We start from the raw sequence: 17,839 nt of genomic DNA, 5'->3' as shown, positions 1-17,839 counted from the left end.
CGCCATGTTCGGTTTCGATACCCTGGACCTGTCGCGCGCGCAATTTGCGATGACGGCCATCTTCCACATCCTGTGGCCCATCTTGACGATCAGCCTGTCGCTGTTCCTGTTCGTCGTCGAGGCGCTGTGGCTGCGCACCAGCGACCCCGTCTACTACCGCCACGCACGCTTCTGGAGCAAGTTGCTGGTGCTCAACTTCGCCGTCGGCGTCGTCAGCGGGATTCCCCTGGAATTCCAGTTCGGCACCAACTGGGCGCCGTTTTCGCACCATTCCGGCCAGTTCATCGGCAACATCCTCGGCTTCGAAGGCGCCATGGCCTTCATGCTGGAAGCGGGCTTCATCGGCGTCATGATGTTCGGCTGGGGCCGTGTACCGAAGGGCGTGCACCTGTTTGCCACCGGCATGGTGGCGCTGGGGTCCAGCATTTCCTCGTTCTGGATCATGGTCGCCAATTCCTGGATGCAGACGCCGGCCGGCGTGCGCGTGGTGGACGGCAAGATCATCGTCACCGATTACGTGGCCGCCATCTTCAATCCCGACATGGCCTGGGCCGTGGGCCACATGTGGGTGGCCGCCGTGGAAACGGGCTTGTTCGTCATCGCCGGCATTTCCGCCTGGTATATGTTCAAGCGCCGCGAACCGGCCTTCTTCGCCCGCTCGTTCAAGCTGGCGCTGATGTTGCTGCTGGTCATCGCACCGTTACAGGTGTGGCTCGGCGATTCCAGCGGCGTCGACGTCTTCAAGACCCAGCCCGCCAAGGGCGCGGCCATCGAAGGCCACTGGCACACGAACCGAGATGGCGAGGGCGCGGCCTGGTCCTTGCTGGCCTGGCCCAACCAGGCGGAACAAAAGAATGACTGGTCCGTCGAAGTGCCCGGCATGCTCAGCGTGATCGCCACGCATAGCGCCACGGGCAAGATCACGGGCCTGGCCGACATCGCCCGCGCAGACCAGCCGCCCATGCTGCCGCTGCTGTACTACGCCTTCCGCGCCATGGCCGGCATCGGCATGTGGTTCGTGCTGCTGTCGTTCTGGACCTTCGTGGCCTGGCGCAAGGTGGGTGGACGGGTGCAGGAGTTCGTGCGCAACCGCAAGCTGCTGCTGGCCTGGGTACTGACGATTCCGCTGCCCTATATCGCCGTCGAGTGCGGCTGGATCGTGCGCGAAGTGGGCCGCCAGCCGTGGGTCGTGTACGGCTTGCTGCGCACGCGCGACGCCGTCTCCGACGTGGCGGCCCACGCCGTGGCCGGCAGCATGCTGATGTTTGCCGTGTTTTACGTCGTGCTGTTCCTCACCTTCTTTGTGTTCGCCAAGAAATGGCTGCAACAAGGCCCGGACGTGGCGCTGCCGCTGCCGGACGCCGCCCATGCCGTGGGGTATTGACATGCGCCGCTATCTGACTAGGAGTATGTAATGGATATGAATTCGCATGCCATGCTGGGCAATGCCTGGTTCGGCTTGATCGGCCTGATGCTGATCTTTTACGTCGTCACGGACGGCTTCGACCTGGGCGTGGGCATCCTCAGCCTGTTCACCCGCCGCGAGCAGGAACGCAACCTGATCTTCCAATCGATCGCCCACGTGTGGGACGCCAACGAAACCTGGCTGGTGGTGGTGGGCGGCGCCCTGTTCGGCGCCTTTCCCAGCGCTTACGCCACTTTGCTGGAACAGCTGTACATTCCCATCATGCTGCTGATCGCCAGCCTGATCATGCGCGGCGCCTCGATCGAGTTCCGCCATGCGGCCGGCAACAAGCGCCTGTGGGACGTGGTCTTCGGCGTGGGCAGCCTGCTGGCCGCCGTGGCGCAGGGCGTGGTGCTGGGCGAGGTCATCACGGGCTTGCAGCCGGGCCCGCTGAGTGCGGTCTTCACGGCCTGTACGGCGCTGGGCGTGGTGGCCGGCTATTGCCTGCTGGGCAGCACGTATCTGATCAAGAAGACGGGCGGCCTGCTGGAAGCGGCGGCGCGCCGCTACGCGACCACCAGCGTGCTGGCGACGGTCGCGGCCGCCATCGTGCTGTCGGCCGGCACCATGGTCTTCAGCGCCATCGGCCACGACCGCTGGGCACAGCCGGGCGTGTTCGGCGTGCTGCTGGCCCTGGCCGCCATCGCCGCCAGCGCCTTCATCTACATCCTGTGGGCCGTGCACGTGAACGGCGTGCGCGGCCCCTTCCGCGGCGCCATCGTGCTGTTCCTGGCGTCGTTCGCGGGCCTGGCCATCAGCTTCTTCCCCGACCTCGTGCCGGGCAAGCTGAGCATCGCGGCGGCCGCGTCCGATGAGCCGACCCTGATCTTCATGCTGATCGGCATGGGCACGATGCTGCCGATCATGATCGGCTACAACCTGTTCCAATATTACGTCTTCGAGGGCAAAGTCGTGCCCCGGAAACATTGATTCACATCACAGCATGCGTCTTCCATCATGATCATTCGCCCCACCACCAACTGGTTCCGCATGCTGTTTGTCTGGGATGGCTCGGTGCTGCAAGCCATCATCCCGCAATTGCTGCTGATGCTGGTCGTCAGCTCGCTGGCCTTGCTGACGGATGGCCGTATCTTCGGCGTCAAGATTCCGCTCGATACGGCGCCGTTTCCCATGGTCGGCATCAGCCTGGCGATCTTTCTCGGCTTTCGCAATAACGCCAGCTATGCGCGCTTCGTCGAGGCGCGACATATCTGGGGGCAATTGCTGATCGCCGCGCGGGCCCTCGCTTCGCAGGCGCTCACGTATCTGCCGCAGGAAACGAGCGGCCTGGACCATCAGTTGCTGCTGCGCCGCCTGGTCGCCTTCGTCTACGCGCTCAAGCACCAGTTGCGCCAGACGGACCCGCAGGAAGACCTGCTGCGCTACCTGCCGGCCGAGGACGTGCAGCGCTTGCAGGGCGTCAACTTCAAGCCCGTTGCCATCCTGCATGCGGTGCGCGCCATGCTGCACGACGCCGTGCAGCGCCAGCCGGGGCAGACGCAGCTGCTGTGGATGCTCGACACCCAGCTCAACGACCTGGCCGCCACCGTGGCCGGCTGCGAGCGCATCAAGAACACGCCGATCCCGTATCCGTACGGCGTGCTGGTGCACCGCACCGTCTACATGTACTGTTTTTTACTGCCGCTGGGCCTGGTGGACGCCATCGGCGTGGCCACGCCCCTCATTTCCGTCTTTGTCGCCTACACCCTGTTTGCGCTGGAAGCCATCGCGCAGCAGATCGCCGAACCGTTCGGCCTGGCGCCCAACTGCCTGGCCCTGAACGCCATGACGCGGGAAACGGAACGCTCGCTGCTGGAATTGCATGGCGACCCGCTGCCGCCATCGATACGGCCCTGCCCGCGCTATCAGATCGATTAACCGGAGGAAAAATCATGGAATGCGATATCGGCATCACCACCATCGAACGCGACGGCTACCTGGACGTTCCCATGGTACGCCACCAGGGGGGCGTGGCCACGGCGGGCCGCGACATGGTGGCCGAGGAGTATCCCGTGGCCCTCGTCTACAACGGCATCGCCCACGCCGTGATGATGGCCACGCCGCGCGACCTCGAGGAATTCGCCGTCGGCTTTACCTTGACCGAAGGCATCGTCGGCAGCGTGCGCGACATCTACGACCTCGACGTGTGCTGCGGCGAGGATAGCGCGGAAGTGCGGCTGACCATCGCGCAGCCGGATTTGATCAAGCTCAAGGCCCGCCGCCGCGCGCTGACCGGGCGCACGGGCTGCGGCGTGTGCGGCATCGAAAGCCTGGCCCTGCTGGACCTGGTGCCGGAAAAGATCACGCGGCCCCTGCCGCCGCTGGTGGCCAGCAGCGCCATCCTCGGCCGCGCCGCGCGCGAACTGCTGCCCTACCAGGAGCTGATGCACAAGACGGGCGGCGTGCATGCGGCCGCCTGGTGCACGGCCGAGGGCGCCATCGTGAAAGTGTTCGAGGACGTGGGGCGGCATAACGGCCTGGATAAACTGATCGGCTACCTGGCCCTGCACCGCATCGCCATGCACGACGGCTTCGTCTTCCTGTCCAGCCGCGCCAGCTATGAACTGGTGCGCAAGTCGGCGCGCATGCATATCGGGCTCGTCGCCACCATCTCGGCGCCCACCTCGCTGGCCATCCGCATCGCGCGCCAGGCCGGCATGCAGCTGGCCAGCTTTTGCCGCCGCGACGGCTTTGTCGATTACACGGCGGGCGAAGATAGCGGCCAGCATGCACCTTAGCATGCACCTTGAACGGCAAATGCTGCATTCTTTGCTGTAAAGCAAGTGCACGCTTGACTTGCCATCGCTGCGGGCTTTCAATGGTCATTGTTTCCATTAATTAACTTTGTCCGCGTGCCGGCACACGACGCGGCAGCGATGAAAGGATGACCGCAATGGCCCTGGTACAGGAGCAGCATCTGATGGATACATGGCAAACGGGCGGCTTGAAGCCGCGCGCCTGCGACTGCGGCGGCACCGTCTTCACCATCCTGCACCAGCGGGTGATGGCGGACATGCGGCGCCGGCAATTCCTCGGCGGCGCGGCCGCCATGCTGGCGCCCTTCATCGGATTGTCCACCAGCAACGCCATCGCCCAGCAGCCGCAAACGCCCCAGCGCCCCCTGCTGCTGACCAATCTGCGCCTGTTCGACGGCACGGGCAAGGCGCCCCGTTCCGGCATCCACGTGCTGGTGACGGGCCCGACCATTACCGCCCTGTTGCCGGCCGGCGAAAAGGTGGACGGCGCGCAAGTGATCGATTGCCAGGGCAAGCTGGTGATGCCGGGCCTGATCGACGCCCACTGGCACACCATGCTGGCCGCCATCAACCAGGTGACGGCCATGACGTCCGATATCGGCTATCTGTACCTGGTGGCGGCGCAGGAAGCGCAGCGCACCCTGCTGCGGGGCTTTACGTCCGTGCGCGATCCGGGCGGCCCCGCGTTTGCATTGCAGCGCGCCATCGATGAAGGCATCGTCGATGGCCCCCGCATCTTTCCGTCGGGCGCCATGATTTCGCAAACGTCGGGCCATGGCGACTTCCGTTTGCGCTCCGACATCCCCCGTGCGGCGAATGCGCCGCTGGGCATGGCGGAAACGGCGGGCATGGCCATGATCGCCGATGGCGAAGCGGAAGTGCTGCGCCGCGTGCGCGAGCAGCTGATGCTGGGCGCGACGCAAATCAAGATGATGGCGGGCGGCGGCGTCGCCTCCATGTATGACCCGCTCGACAGCACGCAATATTCGGAGCGCGAACTGCGCGCCGGCGTGGAAGCGGCCGCCGACTGGGGCACGTATGTGATGACCCACGTCTACACGCCGAAAGGCATACAGCGGGCCATCCGCGCAGGCGTGCGCAGCATCGAGCATGGCCAGCTGGCGGACGACGACTCCGCGCGCCTGATGCGCGACACGGGCACGTGGTGGAGCCTGCAACCGTTCCTGCAGGATGAAGACAGCAATGTGTATCCCGATGCGGCGCGCAAGGCCAGCCAGAGGATCGTATCCGAAGGCACGGTGAGGGCGTATGCGCTGGCGCAAAAGTACGGCATCAAGACGGGCTGGGGCACGGATATCCTGTTCAACGCGAAAAACACGCCCACGCAAGGCCGCCAGCTGGCCAAACTCACGCGCTTTTACGATCCCTTGACCTTGCTGGCGCAGGCGACGGGGCAAAATGGCGAACTGCTGGCCCTGTCCGGCCAGCGCTCGCCCTACCCTGGCACCTTGGGCAAGCTGGCCGCGGGCGCGCTGGCCGACTTGCTGGTGGCCGATGGCGACCCTGCGAAAAACCTCGATTTCCTCGCCCAGCCGGAAGAAAACCTGCTGCTGATCATGAAGAACGGCCGCATCTACAAGGACAAATTGCGCGCGCCATTGGCAAGCTGAAGACTGGCGCGTTGGCAACGGCGTTGGCTTGCCGCATAATGCGCGCATGTTCAAACTGACTTTTCTCGGCACGTCTTCCGGCGTGCCCACGCGCTACCGCAACGTCACCTCGCTGGCCCTGCAAACCACGCACAACCGCGACTGGTGGATGATCGATTGCGGCGAAGCCACGCAGCACCGGCTGCAGCGCCTGCCCCTGTCCGTGCACGACCTGGTGGGCATTTGCATCACCCACGTGCACGGCGACCACAGTTATGGGCTGCCGGGCTTGCTGGCCAGCGCCTCGATGACTGGGCGCAAGAAGCCCTTGCTGCTGATCGCCCCGGCCGCCATCAAGGCCTGGATCGACGCGACCTTGCTGCACACGGAACTGTTCCTGACGTATCCGCTGATCCACATCGACGTGGACAGCGCGCCAGTGGTGCACGAAGAAGCCGGCTTGACCGTCTCGCGCCACGCGCTGTCGCACCGCGCACCGAGCGTCGGCTACCGTTTCGCGCTGGAAACGAGCAGGTGGAAGCTGGACAAGGCGGCCCTGCAAGCGGCCGGCGTGCCGCCCGGTCCCGCCTGGGGACTCTTGCAGGCTGGCCAGGATGCGCTGCTCGACGATGGCACGGTCTTGAGTGCCGCCGCTTTCCGCCAGACGGAAACGCAGCGCGCCACGGTGGTGGTCGGCGGCGACAACGACACGCCGGCCTTGCTGGCCGACGCTTGCGCGGATGCGCAACTGCTCGTGCATGAAGCCACGTACACGGAAGCCATGCTGCAGAAAGTGGGACCCGGCCCCACGCACAGTTCCGTGCAGCGCGTGGCGCAGTTCGCCGAAGCGGTCCGCTTGCCGAACCTGATCCTCACCCACTTCAGCGCCCGCTATCACCATGCGGAAGGCATGGCCGAACTGGAAGCGGAAGCGCGGCTGCATTACTCGGGTGAACTGTTCCTCGCGCGCGATTTCGACAGCTATGAACTCGACGCGGCCGGCGTGCTGACCAGGCTGCCGGCAAAATCGTCGCTCAGTGGGGATTGACGCCGTACTGCGCCGCATACTCCGCGGCCAGCGCGCGCGCCGCCTGCTGCTGTGACGGCGTGAGAATTTCCAGCAACTGGTCGCGGTTCTTGATCGATTGCGCGCTGCCCGCCTCGGCCGGCATGGCGATCCACGCATACGCCTGCACGTAATCGAGTTCCACGCCCTGCCCTTGCGCGTACAGCAAGCCGTATTCATTCTGAGCCGACAGGGAGCCGGCTTCGGCCGCCTGCTTGTACCAGAACGCCGCCTCGGCATAGTCTTGCGGTACATCAATCCCCTTGCGGTAAGCCTGCGCCAGGTTGAATTGCGACTGGCCATCGCCCGCCTCGGCCGCCTGGCGGCCATACGCGAGCGATTGCGCCATGTCTTGCGCGACGCCATCGCCGCCCGCATACATCAGGGCAAGATTCGCCAGCGACGGCGGGAAACCCGCTTGCGCGGCCGCCGTGAACAATTCCACCGCTTTCGGCAAATCCTGCGTCACGCCATGGCCCTGGTAATACAGGCTGGCCAATAAATGCTGGCCGGCCGGATCGCCCGTGCGCGCCGCCGCATCGAATTGCTTGAAGGCCTCGGCATAATGACCGTCGTTATAAGCGAGAATGCCCGCTTCATTCAAAGATTCAGGAGAGGGGCTCATAAAGATTCCTTATTCGGGGATTTTTTGGCATTGTACACAGCACTGTTCCGCGCAGAATGCACGATAGGAAATCGTGTGGCGCATTGCCGGATTCATGCAGTATGATCATTCTCCGCCTGATGTAATCCACGCATTGTGCACTCGTGCCAGCCCATAAATATCGCCATGAAACTGATCGCTCTGCTTTTATCCCTGATTTCCACCTCGGTCTATGCTGGCACCTTGCATCTGGATAAAGCCGCGACAGGCAAAGTGCGGCAAGCCGCCGATATCCGCTATGCGAATCACGATGAAAAACAGACGTATCGGCTGAAAATCGGAAAGCAGTGGATGAATGGCAGTTGCAGCAGCAGCGGCACGGGCAATTTGCACGCGCTGCTGCTGGACATGAATTTCGACGGCCATGCCGACCTGTGGGTCACCGGATACACGGATAGCCAGGGACGCATCCGCTGTTCCGATGTATGGTTATGGGATGCGCCAGCGCAGCAATACCGTTTCAATCAACCCTTGTCAGCCATTCCGAATCTGAACATCAACATGGCCGAGCAAAGAATCGAAGGGGGCATACCCAATTGCGGCTGCGCGGCGCAATGCTTTTATGAAGACAGCTATGCGTGGCAAGCCAGCAAATTAATTACCATCGCCCGGCGCGAACAGGATTGCGAACGCTATCGGGAATACCGCTTGAATGACAAAAACGATTTGATTATCGTCAAGGATGAAATCATCGATAGCGGCAATCCCGGCCAGCAGGCAATCGAGAATACGAAAATCTTTGACTGGCAACGCCATGCGCAAACCATGCGCAAATCCTGGGAATGAGGTTTATCCAACCTCATTGCCGCCACAGACACGACACCAGCGAGTAATGACATGACGACACATCCAGCTTCCATTACCTTCCATCCCGCCAAGGCGGAAGACACCCCGGCCTTTATCGACTTACGGGGCAGGACGCGGCAAAACGCCGTGTCCGCGGAACGCCTGGCGGAAGTGGGCATCACGGCCGATACCTGGGCGGAAATGATGCATTCGGGCAGCCTGCCTGGCCACGTCTGCCATCATGACGGCCAGCTGGCCGGCTACTGCTTTGGCGAGCGCGACACGGGCGAAATCATCGTCCTGGCGTTGCTGCCGGAATTCGAGGGGCTCGGCATCGGCAAGACCTTGCTGGAACTGGTGATGACGGAACTGCGCGCGCACGGTCATCAACGACTGTTCCTCGGCTGCTCCGACGACCCCGCTTCGCGTTCGTACGGCTTTTACCGCTACCTGGGCTGGACCTCGACGGGCGAGACGGACAAATATGGCGACGACGTGCTGGAGTTTCGCTTTGCGGCCCAGGCCTAGCGTCTAGCCTGGCACGCGGCTGGCATCCCACACGCGCAGCATCTGCGTGATGGCGCCATCCAGCACGGCGTAGCCCACGCCATCGCGGGTCTGGATAGCCACGCCCGACAGAAAGCTGTCGAAGACGGACGCCAGCGCCACGGCATCCATATCACCAGGCAATTCGCCGCTGGCCATGCCCCGCTCGACGCAGCGCACGAAGCCGGCACGCGTGCGGGCGCGCGATTGCGTGAGGGGCGCGGCCACGGCCGCATGCTCGGCCGTCGGCGCGCTCATGCAGCCGAGCGCCACCATGCAGCCGGGCGGGTGTCCCGCATCGGACTGCATGCTGGCCGACTGGCGCAAGGCCAGCTCGATGGCCGCGCGCGGCGCCAGGCCATCGTCCCACAGGCATTCCGTCACGCGTGCAAACGTGTCCAGATAGCATTGCGCCGCTTCGCGGAACAGCGCTTCCTTCGAGCCGAACGCCGCATAAAAGCTGGGCGCGGAAATGCCGCCGCCCAGGCTCGCCTTGAGCTGGCTCAAGGACGTCGATTCATATCCCTGTTGCCAGAATAAAAACATGGCCTGCTCGACCGCCGCCTGCCGGTCGAACGTGCGCGGCCGTCCCATTTGCGCCATCCTTCGCTCCTCCTCATTTACTTACATACTACTCGATACAGAAGTCATTGACAACGCGGTGCGCCATCGCCTATATTTATACCGATCGATACATATGTACCGCAACGACGGTCAGGGGCACTCCTGCGCCTGATTACTTGACAAGGATGTTTGCCGTGAATCACGCTACGCTCACTACCGGAGCCAGCCCTGCGCTGGCCGACCGCCTCCCCGTCGCCGGCCTGCTGGCCCTGGCCATGACGGGTTTTATCTGCATCGTCACGGAAACCTTGCCCGCCGGCTTGTTGCCGCAGATCAGTACAGGACTCGGCATCAGCGCCGCGCTGGCCGGACAAATGGTCACGGCCTATGCCCTCGGTTCCCTGCTGGCAGCCATTCCGCTCACCATCGCCACGCGCGGCTGGCGCCGCCGCAACGTGCTGTTGCTGACCATCATCGGCTTTCTCGTGTTCAATACCGTCACGGCGCTGTCGTCCCACTACTGGCTGACCCTGGCGGCCCGCTTCTTTGCCGGCATGGCGGCCGGACTGGCGTGGAGCTTGCTGGCCAGCTACGCGCGGCGCATGGTGGCGCCGCATCAGCAAGGCCGCGCCCTGGCGCTGGCCATGGTGGGCGCACCGGTCGCCCTGTCCCTGGGCGTGCCGCTGGGCACCCTGCTCGGCTCCCTGGTGGGCTGGCGCGCCGCATTCTGGATCATTTCCGCCCTGACATTGATCCTGATCGCCTGGGTGCTGGCGAAGGTGCCGGACCACCCGGGCCAGTCCGTCCATGAACGCCTGCCCCTGCGCCGCGTCTTCACGACGCCGGGCGTGCGCCCCGTGCTCGCTGTCGTCATCGCCTGGATGCTGGCGCACAACATTCTCTATACCTACATCGCCCCGTTCGTGGCGCCGGCCGGATTGACGGAGCGGGTCGACCTGGTCCTGCTCGTCTTCGGCGCCGCCGCCATGGCCGGCATCTGGATCACGGGCAAGCTGGTCGAGCGCCACCTGCGCGCCGCCGTGCTGGCCAGCCTGGCCGTGTTCGGCGCCACGGCCCTCGTGCTGGGCATCGCGTCACAGTTTCCCATTGTCATTTACCTGGGCATGGCCGTCTGGGGCTTGTCCTTTGGCGGCGCGGCAACGCTGTTGCAGACGGCGCTGGCCGACACGGCCGGCAGCGGCGCCGACGTGGCCTTGTCGATGAATGTGGTGGCGTGGAATGGGGCCATCGCGGCAGCGGGCGTGGCAGGCGGCGCCTTGCTGGAAACCTGGGGCGCGGGCGCCTTCCCATGGGCCATGGTCAGCTTGCTGGTGCTGGCCTTTGCCATCGCCTGGTCGGCCCGCGCGCATGGTTTCCGGCCGGGACGGCGCAGCGGCGGCGCGCCCGTGGCCGGGCATTGAGCATCAGGGAGCCGCAGGGACACTCATGATGCGGGGCACGTGTCCCGTCTGCGCGAGGAAACGGACCAGGGTGGCATGCGGCAGCGCCACCGTGGCCGTGTTGCGCAGCGGGTGCTCGACAAACTGGACATCGCCGGCGCTGCTTGCCAGCCAGCGGGACAGGGTTTCTTGCATGGAGACTCCTCAGCGCGGACGCGATGAAGAGATTGTAGCGGCGCGCCGCGTGCTGCGCTTGCCGTCAGGGCTGGTTCTCGTCCTTGTCGGCCTTGTCGGCCGCCGCCAGCCCCCAGTCATTCCAGCCTTCGCCAAACAATTCGATCGGATGCTGCGTGCGTTCGGAACCATTGCCGCAGCGCATGGCATCCGGCGGACAATACTTGTCGCAGCCCCAGCAGATGCGTTCGGGGTTCTTGGGATTCAAGGGGAAAGGCTTGGCCATGGGAGGCGATCGTGGTCCGTTGAGGGTTCCTTGTCGACTCTAGACCTGGCGCGGGGGGAGGTCAAACCAATTTCAGCTAGAAACTTGTCCAATATCAAGCTTGTGCAGATCGTGGAGCAGCGGCATGGCGCCGTCCCCTACTCTTTATCTTTTCTGACGGATATGGCCACTTCCAGCACGATACGCGCCACATTGACACCGCCGTCGGCGGCCGGCTGTGCCTTCAGCTCATCTTGCGCGTAGACCATCGTCACCATCGCGCCAGGCACGAACAGCCTGATGTCTTGCTTGTGGTTTATGTAGATGCTTTCGTCCACTGTCGAGCCATCCGCCAGGCGCAAGGTGAAGCTGTTGACCTGATCGCCACGGCGGCTGTCCTGGCCCGCGAAATAGGTGCGTTCGATGATGCCCGTCACGGTTTGCGTCGGGAGGCGCTGGGCCTCGATGCTTTCCCACCAGGCTACGGAAGCGAACAAGCCATGCCTGCCTTTCAGGCCCATGTGGGGCCTGGCACTGTCGAGGGTGAGGGCCTGGGTTTTGGCGACGCGGCCGGGATCTTTTGCCAGGGCTCCAGCGAGGGTATAGACGGGTTTCATCAGCTGCGGGAATTGTTAAAAACAGTCGCTCAATGTTTGCGCCGGATGACGTAAGCGTTCCCGGCAGGCTCGAAACCGAGCGTCGGATAGTAGGACATGGCGTCCGGGGCGGAGAGCAGTATCAAAGACACGTCGTCGCCGATGATGGCCTGGGTGCGCTTGACAAGTTCCTTGCCGATACCCAGGCCCTGGTACCGCTGATCGACGGCCAGGTCCGACAGATAGCAGCAATACGCATAATCGGTCAGCGAGCGGGCCAGTCCCACCAGCTCATTATCCACCCAGGCCGACAGCGAGAGGCAAGGCGCGGCGAACATGCGCGCGATTCTCGGGAGATTGGCGGTCGGGCGCTTGATGCCGGATTGATCGAAGACACGGACGACATCGAGCGGATCGAGGGGGAAGTTATGGCGATATTCGACAGTGCTGTTTTTCATGGATTCAAAAGTGGAAAGTGATCGCGCATGGGAATAGCTTGTTTCTGCAAACTTTACTCAGATTCGCATATGCATTGAATAGTATGCCAGTTGCGGGAGAGAAAGGCTGTTCCCGTCCCCACCGCGCCTGTGACGCTCATTCCGATGTCCGGAACTTCAAAAAGCGTTGGCCTTCATACTCCACCTCGCGATCAAATAGGAAGCCGATTCTTGCCAGCCCCTTGACGCGAGTGCGGCTGGGCGGCAGCAGGATGCTGACCGGGCCAATGCCCAGTTCCAGCCGGCGGTGCATGAAATGGCGCGCCAGCGCCGGCCCATGTCCCCAGAACCCGGGGAGCAATACCAGTGCCAGGTCTGCTTCGTCCCCTTCCTTCTGAAAACCGCCCCAGCCGGCAAACGCGCCATCCACCCGGATAGCCCATGGTCCATAGCCATTCGCTTGCCACTGCGCGTCCTTGCCTTTCGCCCATTCCGCAATAGCGCCATCCGTCCAACGTTCGGTGGCCAGTGGCATATGGCGGATGACGTCCGGGTGATTCAACAGAAGGAGCCATTCTTCGTGGGGAATATCGGAAAACGGGTGAAAAGTAAAAGCCATGTGCGTTCAGTCAGTTGAATGAAAAGCTGATGAACTTATCATCGTGTCACGAAAAGTACGTACTCGCCAACGGAGAACAAAAACGGCGGATCCGGGATTGCAGACTGTAGAATGCAAAACCTTTCATATCTCTATCTGATATCGAACAGACTTGGCAAGGACTGTAAATATGTTGGCACCGTTACGTTTGAATAGATGCATGTACGCTTCCTTGGTCGTCGCCGTTTTTCTTATTGCTGGCGTCTCATCGGCACTCGCGGCCACGCTTGACGAAGACCGGACACGCGGCGACATCCATGGCTTGTTTGAAATCAGGGAGGCCGCAGTACAGTTCATTGCAGCAGAAAACTCCAAAAAGGGAACAAGTTGGCAAGTCCTGGAGCCGAACCGGAAGATTCTGGTGACGAAATGCGCGGCAGCTTTGCGTGTGAAATGGGTTCCGCAAAGCCACGGCCTGTCTGGGCCGAATGTTGCCGTGAGTTGCGCCAAGACCGTCAATCCCGCGATACAGCATAAATGGGAAGTGTTCGTGCCAGTTAGCCGTTAAAGGGGGCATCGCGCATAAATGATCGCTTGGCAAGCCAAGGTCGAATGGGCGCGAGGGCCAGTTCCGCCATTGGCGCATGGACAAAGGCGTTGGACGTCGTCGATGCCGGCTCAATTGAAACGCAAGCCACGAAATAGATATCAAGGCAACAGGGCCATGGGCAAATAAAAGCAATCCTCCCGCACCGGACCTGACAACATGCGATAAAAAAGCCAGTCAAATGACTGGCTTTTCTTATTATGTCGGACTTTCCTGAAACTGTTTTGCACTATCACAAATCTCATACCATGCAGGCTTGGAGCCAACATGCACATGGAATTGTATTCTTGCCTCAGGGTCATCATCCAGGCAATTGACTGAGATGGGAAATGAATCATTCTCTGAGCCAATTTCCCCTAAAGAAGTTCCGCATTTTTTGCAAAAAGTTCTTGCATATGTAAACGGAGGTTCCGGCTCATAGCGTTGAATGAATTCCCGTCCCGCCAGCAAGGTGAATGAATTTTTATCAACGAAGGCCAAGGCGCTCGCTCCGGCCTTCCGACAACGGGAACAGTGGCACATGCCCATCATGCCCGGGGGGGATGTCAATTCAAACTTTACCGAGCCACAGCAGCAACTGCCTTTGATCATGAGGAGTCCTTTTTGAAAGTTGACACTGTATTTTTACACAGTATTTCCAAACAGACAAGGTACACATGATTCAGAAAGCTCCGTGCACGCACGGGGCTGCCGCGCAGCGGGGAATTGCTGCCGCATCACAGGATACCGGCAGACTATTCTTGGCCATCAGGGCCAGATCATCTCCAGACCGACCATCTTGACGACGAAAAAGGTGACGAGCCCCAGGCCCAGGAGCGTGAGCACGAAGAGTGCGGCCACCTTGCCGCCCGCGCGCAGCACCGCGCGCGCCTCCTGCTCTTTCCCCTTCTTCCCTTGATCGTAATGCCACTTGATGGCGAAGAACATGCCCGTGCAAAGCACGAGAGCCTTGAACGTAACGAAGACTATAGGGGTCCAATCCATCATTTTGAGTATTTCCAGGTTTTATTACTTGACACTGTCTATCGTGAGGAGCACTTCCCCAAAACGCTGCTTCCGCAACTACGGTTCAAACCATCCCCCAGGGCATCCTGCGTGACTCTTTCATTATAGCCAGCTATGAAATATCAAGAGCACCGAGCGCCGTGATTTGCCGAATGCGGATGAGCGAGGTGAAAACGTCAGCGACGGCCATGCAAGGATGGTGTTGCTGCAGGTTCTGACACATACTACTTTAAAACAATATCCATACATTGAGACAAAATGTCCCAGTTGCAAACCATACAAGATTGAAACCTGACCATCTGCTTGCCGCGCCTGGCCGGGAATAAAGGGCCGCGTTTGTTGCGGGTTGCGGAGGCGTTGCAGGCGGCGGTGGCGGAAGGACCGCTGACACCGGGTGACCGCCTGCCTCTGCAGCGCCGGTTGGCGGCACGTGTGCGTCCCCCTCGAATTACTCGGGAAAACCATTGCCAACTGCAATAGTCGCCGCCTTCACCGCAATCATTTCGGCCCCCGGGAGGCCCCTGTCAGCATTGGTCAGCACCGCCACATACAGCTGTTTCTCGGGCAGACGCAAAGCATAGGTGGAAAAGCCGGGAATGCCGCCGCCATGTGACTGCATTGGCATGCCGCGCATCTTGCGCACGCTCCATCCGTAGCCATAGGGAACACTTTTGCCGTCGGCCAGGACATGGGCGGTAAACGCTTTCTGCTGGCTGGAAGGCTTAAGCAGTGTGCCGGCGCTGACGGCGGCATCCCAGCGCGCCAGGTCGTCCACTGTGGACACGAGCGCTCCGGCCGCATACGGCAGCGTCATGCTGACCGCCTTGCCTGGTTCGAAGGAGGAGCCGGCACTGCTGCGTGTATAGCCCTTGGCGCGCATCGCACTGCCACGCTCATGGCCTTCGTACGCGCTGTCGAGCATACCGAGCGGCACGAAGATGCGCTGCTCGACGAACTTGGCATACGACAGGCCTGAGACCTTTTCGATAATTGCACCCAGCAAGAAGTAACCTGAATTACTGTACGCATAGCGCGTGCCTGGCTCGAACTGGAGCGCATCGTTCTTGAAGCTGTCTATCATCTGACTCACCGTCTGATCCGTATTCATTCCCGCCTCAAAGGTCGGCTTGTTGGTAAAGTTTGCGATGCCCGAGGTATGCGTCAGCAGATGTTCGATCGTAATGCGCTTGCCTCCGCTGGGGTAGTCGGGCAGGAACTTCCGGATGTCGTCGTCCAAAGCCAGCTTGCCTTCATCCGCCAGCATCAGGATGCCGGTGGCGGTGAACTGTTTGCTGATTGAAGCGATGCGCATCACGGTGTCCGGGGTCATGGGCAGGCCCTTGGCCACATCGGCCATGCCATACGCCTTGCGAAACACGGTAAGGCCGGCCTGCGTGACGATGACAGTGGCGCCAGGCTCGTTTGCCTTGAACAGGGGCGCGATCTCGCTGTCGATACGTGCGGCCAGCGCCAGTTCTTCGCTGGCCCCAGTGACGCTTGCAGGAGCGGTGGTGGAGGCGGAGTCAGCATGGCTGGCGGGAGCTTGCAGCACCAAAAGCAATGTCAGCAGCAGCGGTGAGGCGAGGCGACGCGAGTAAAGTTTCGACATATGGATATCCCGTTGAAAGTGGCTCGGCAGCGCGACCGTTCGCGCCAGCTCAGTAAGGAAGATAAAGAGGATGACGGCAAAGAACCAGCGGCTTGCGACGAACTGCGTTTTCGGCGGACAAGCAGAAGAAAAACGTCGTTTTTTTAGCACGCACCGGGCTGGTCGAACGGATTGCCGTTTTTGCCAGTATTTACTTGAACATACAGTCGCCTTGTTGCACAATCAGCCATTTTCCTGGTGGGAGATGCACGATGAGTGAGCAGAAAGCGGCCGGCGCCCTGACGATGGCAGATGTGACGGCCAGCGAGATCGCGGGCGATCAAACGCCGCAGCCGGCCAGTGCCGCGCACTTGGCGAACTGCGCCAACTGCCAGGCGCCGCTGGGCGGCGCGTTTTGCCAGGCCTGCGGCCAGCCGGCCCACATCCACCATTCGCTGCTGCACCTGGCCGAAGAAGTCGTGCACGGCATCCTGCACTTCGACGCCAAGGCTTGGAAGACACTCCCACTGCTGGTGGCCTTTCCGGGCCGCCTGACGCGCCGCTACATCGACGGCCAGCGCAAGAACTATGTTTCGCCGCTGGCGCTGTTCCTGTTCATGGTCTTCCTGACCTTCTTCGTCACCTCGTTCGGCAGCGGCCAGCTTCTCAGCCGCGACGCCAATATCGCCTCGCTGACCAACCACGCCGCGTCCGCCAAGCTCCGGGTCGAGCGCAATGAGCAGGCGCTGGAGGAGGCCCGCAAGGCCAATACCGGGGTCGCCGGTGTCGAGAAGGCGCTGGCCGTTTCGCGCAAGCTGCAACACGAAGCCGAGCAACGCCTGCTGTACGTCGCATCACCCGAAAAAGTGAACAGTGAGGAGGCAATTGAGCTGAGAGGGCCCGGTTGGTTCGACAAGACTGTCTCCAGGATCGCGTCCAGCCCGCCCAATCCCGACGCCACTTTTCCTGAGCTGGAAAAAAGCTTTCATCACGCCGCAGAGAATCCCGAGTTGGCGTTTTACAAGCTCAAAAACACGATCTACAAGTTCTCGTTCCTGCTGATCCCGATCTCGCTGCCCTTCATGTGGCTGATGTTTTTCTGGAAGCCTGGCGTGACCATGTACGAGCATGCGGTGTTCGTGCTGTACTCGCTGTGCTTCATGTCCTTGCTGTTGACCGTGCTGATACCGCTATCGATACTCAACCAGGGCTGGCTGATCGGATTGCTGGTGTGCGTGGCGCCGCCCCTGCACATGTTTCTGCAGCTACGCGGCACCTACAACCTGGGCAAATGGGGCGCGCTGTGGCGCACCTGCATGCTGCTGGTAGTGGCCAACATCGTGTTTTGCGTGTTCATTGTGCTGGTGTTGATGAAGAGTGTGCATTAGCAGTACGAGGGGCAGGTCTGCTATTCGGATACGGACTGCTGCGTTGGATGCTGTAGAAGCTAACTCAGTCGAAGCCTAATTGGAACCACGAACGCGCGCCCGCGGCGGCGGGGCTACCGCGCAACGGCATTCGGGGCGGGCTGGACCAGTAGGCCCGGCCCTTCGAATCTCACACACAGCGCGCGAAGGCGCCCTGCTTGTTTCAGATAGGCAATAAAAACCGCCTTCGGGTGGTTTTTTATTGCCTAGCGGACGCGGTGTAATGCGAACATCCAATATTCATGCCGCCTAAACGAGATTTTTTATAGCCGTACCTACAAAAAT

Annotated in this window: 21 protein-coding genes; 11 read left to right on the top strand and 10 right to left on the bottom strand. The window is 61.6% G+C overall.

Annotated features, from left to right (window positions below; genetic code table 11):
• Positions 1–4: 4 nt before the first annotated feature.
• The 6 genes from O3299_RS00695 (at position 5) to O3299_RS00670 (ending at position 6,879) form a co-directional block, all read left to right on the top strand.
• A complete protein-coding gene (locus O3299_RS00695; RefSeq protein ID WP_289906444.1) occupies positions 5–1,384 on the top strand; it encodes a cytochrome ubiquinol oxidase subunit I in 1,380 nt (459 codons plus the stop codon).
• A gap of 30 nt (positions 1,385–1,414) precedes the next feature.
• Entirely contained in the window at positions 1,415–2,395 is a 981-nt protein-coding gene (locus O3299_RS00690) for a cytochrome d ubiquinol oxidase subunit II (RefSeq protein WP_289919071.1), read from the top strand.
• A gap of 27 nt (positions 2,396–2,422) precedes the next feature.
• Complete coding sequence (locus tag O3299_RS00685) at positions 2,423–3,343, top strand: bestrophin family protein (protein WP_305061279.1); 921 nt, start codon at positions 2,423–2,425, stop codon at positions 3,341–3,343.
• A 14-nt stretch (positions 3,344–3,357) separates the two neighbouring features.
• The gene (fdhD, locus tag O3299_RS00680) at positions 3,358–4,203 is read left to right on the top strand and encodes a formate dehydrogenase accessory sulfurtransferase FdhD (RefSeq protein ID WP_370385258.1); all 846 of its coding nucleotides are present in this window, start codon (positions 3,358–3,360) and stop codon (positions 4,201–4,203) included.
• Positions 4,204–4,385: 182 nt separating this feature from the next.
• A complete protein-coding gene (locus O3299_RS00675; protein WP_305061278.1) occupies positions 4,386–5,852 on the top strand; it encodes an amidohydrolase family protein in 1,467 nt (488 codons plus the stop codon).
• A 46-nt stretch (positions 5,853–5,898) separates the two neighbouring features.
• Complete coding sequence (locus O3299_RS00670) at positions 5,899–6,879, top strand: ribonuclease Z (protein WP_305061277.1); 981 nt, start codon at positions 5,899–5,901, stop codon at positions 6,877–6,879.
• Here O3299_RS00670 and O3299_RS00665 read toward each other — a convergent pair.
• Entirely contained in the window at positions 6,866–7,522 is a 657-nt protein-coding gene (locus O3299_RS00665) for a tetratricopeptide repeat protein (protein WP_305053519.1), read from the bottom strand. The two genes, O3299_RS00670 and O3299_RS00665, sit on opposite strands and share 14 nt — an antisense overlap.
• Before the next feature lie 165 nt (positions 7,523–7,687).
• On the opposite strand from O3299_RS00665, the gene O3299_RS00660 reads away from it, so the two are divergent.
• Entirely contained in the window at positions 7,688–8,347 is a 660-nt protein-coding gene (locus O3299_RS00660; RefSeq protein WP_305061276.1) for a hypothetical protein, read from the top strand.
• A gap of 51 nt (positions 8,348–8,398) precedes the next feature.
• Positions 8,399–8,875 carry a GNAT family N-acetyltransferase gene (locus O3299_RS00655; protein ID WP_305053521.1) on the top strand — a complete coding sequence of 159 codons (477 nt, stop codon included), beginning with the start codon at positions 8,399–8,401 and terminating at the stop codon, positions 8,873–8,875.
• Positions 8,876–8,878: 3 nt separating this feature from the next.
• Here the strand turns inward: O3299_RS00655 and O3299_RS00650 are convergent, their stop codons facing one another.
• Positions 8,879–9,496 (bottom strand): TetR/AcrR family transcriptional regulator, encoded by a 618-nt coding sequence (locus O3299_RS00650; protein ID WP_305061275.1) that lies wholly within the window; start codon positions 9,494–9,496, stop codon positions 8,879–8,881.
• 236 nt (positions 9,497–9,732) lie between these two features.
• On the opposite strand from O3299_RS00650, the gene O3299_RS00645 reads away from it, so the two are divergent.
• Positions 9,733–10,878, top strand: coding sequence for an MFS transporter (locus tag O3299_RS00645; RefSeq protein WP_305062934.1), 1,146 nt, complete (start codon positions 9,733–9,735; stop codon positions 10,876–10,878).
• 3 nt (positions 10,879–10,881) lie between these two features.
• Here the strand turns inward: O3299_RS00645 and O3299_RS00640 are convergent, their stop codons facing one another.
• From O3299_RS00640 to O3299_RS00620, 5 genes are all read right to left on the bottom strand, one after another.
• Positions 10,882–11,052 carry a hypothetical protein gene (locus O3299_RS00640; protein WP_305061274.1) on the bottom strand — a complete coding sequence of 57 codons (171 nt, stop codon included), beginning with the start codon at positions 11,050–11,052 and terminating at the stop codon, positions 10,882–10,884.
• A 64-nt stretch (positions 11,053–11,116) separates the two neighbouring features.
• Positions 11,117–11,317 (bottom strand): DUF3079 domain-containing protein, encoded by a 201-nt coding sequence (locus O3299_RS00635; protein WP_305061273.1) that lies wholly within the window; start codon positions 11,315–11,317, stop codon positions 11,117–11,119.
• 137 nt (positions 11,318–11,454) lie between these two features.
• Positions 11,455–11,913: a hypothetical protein gene (locus O3299_RS00630; RefSeq protein WP_305061272.1), complete on the bottom strand. Its 459-nt coding sequence runs from the start codon at positions 11,911–11,913 to the stop codon at positions 11,455–11,457.
• 29 nt (positions 11,914–11,942) lie between these two features.
• A complete protein-coding gene (locus tag O3299_RS00625) occupies positions 11,943–12,350 on the bottom strand; it encodes a GNAT family N-acetyltransferase (RefSeq protein WP_289906434.1) in 408 nt (135 codons plus the stop codon).
• Between the two features lie 136 nt (positions 12,351–12,486).
• Positions 12,487–12,948, bottom strand: a complete 462-nt coding sequence (locus tag O3299_RS00620) for a GNAT family N-acetyltransferase (RefSeq protein WP_305061271.1) — start codon at positions 12,946–12,948, stop codon at positions 12,487–12,489.
• Between the two features lie 199 nt (positions 12,949–13,147).
• Here O3299_RS00620 and O3299_RS00615 point away from each other — a divergent pair, with 199 nt between their 5' ends.
• Positions 13,148–13,495: a hypothetical protein gene (locus O3299_RS00615; protein WP_305061270.1), complete on the top strand. Its 348-nt coding sequence runs from the start codon at positions 13,148–13,150 to the stop codon at positions 13,493–13,495.
• Between the two features lie 237 nt (positions 13,496–13,732).
• Here the strand turns inward: O3299_RS00615 and O3299_RS00610 are convergent, their stop codons facing one another.
• The 3 genes from O3299_RS00610 to O3299_RS00595 form a co-directional block, all read right to left on the bottom strand.
• Positions 13,733–14,056: a GFA family protein gene (locus O3299_RS00610; RefSeq protein WP_305062933.1), complete on the bottom strand. Its 324-nt coding sequence runs from the start codon at positions 14,054–14,056 to the stop codon at positions 13,733–13,735.
• A gap of 225 nt (positions 14,057–14,281) precedes the next feature.
• Positions 14,282–14,521 carry a hypothetical protein gene (locus O3299_RS00605; RefSeq protein WP_077401383.1) on the bottom strand — a complete coding sequence of 80 codons (240 nt, stop codon included), beginning with the start codon at positions 14,519–14,521 and terminating at the stop codon, positions 14,282–14,284.
• A gap of 466 nt (positions 14,522–14,987) precedes the next feature.
• Positions 14,988–16,298 carry a serine hydrolase gene (locus O3299_RS00595; protein ID WP_305061269.1) on the bottom strand — a complete coding sequence of 437 codons (1,311 nt, stop codon included), beginning with the start codon at positions 16,296–16,298 and terminating at the stop codon, positions 14,988–14,990.
• A 101-nt stretch (positions 16,299–16,399) separates the two neighbouring features.
• Here O3299_RS00595 and O3299_RS00590 point away from each other — a divergent pair, with 101 nt between their 5' ends.
• On the top strand, positions 16,400–17,515 hold the full coding sequence (locus tag O3299_RS00590) for a DUF3667 domain-containing protein (protein ID WP_305061268.1): 1,116 nt from the start codon (positions 16,400–16,402) through the stop codon (positions 17,513–17,515).
• The last annotated feature ends 324 nt before the right edge of the window (positions 17,516–17,839 follow it).

This window comes from Janthinobacterium sp. SUN176, from assembly GCF_030587335.1.
GTDB lineage: Bacteria > Pseudomonadota > Gammaproteobacteria > Burkholderiales > Burkholderiaceae_D > Janthinobacterium > Janthinobacterium kumbetense.
The sequence above is the reverse complement of the archived record's forward strand: the minus strand, read 5'-3'. Positions and strand labels throughout refer to the sequence as shown.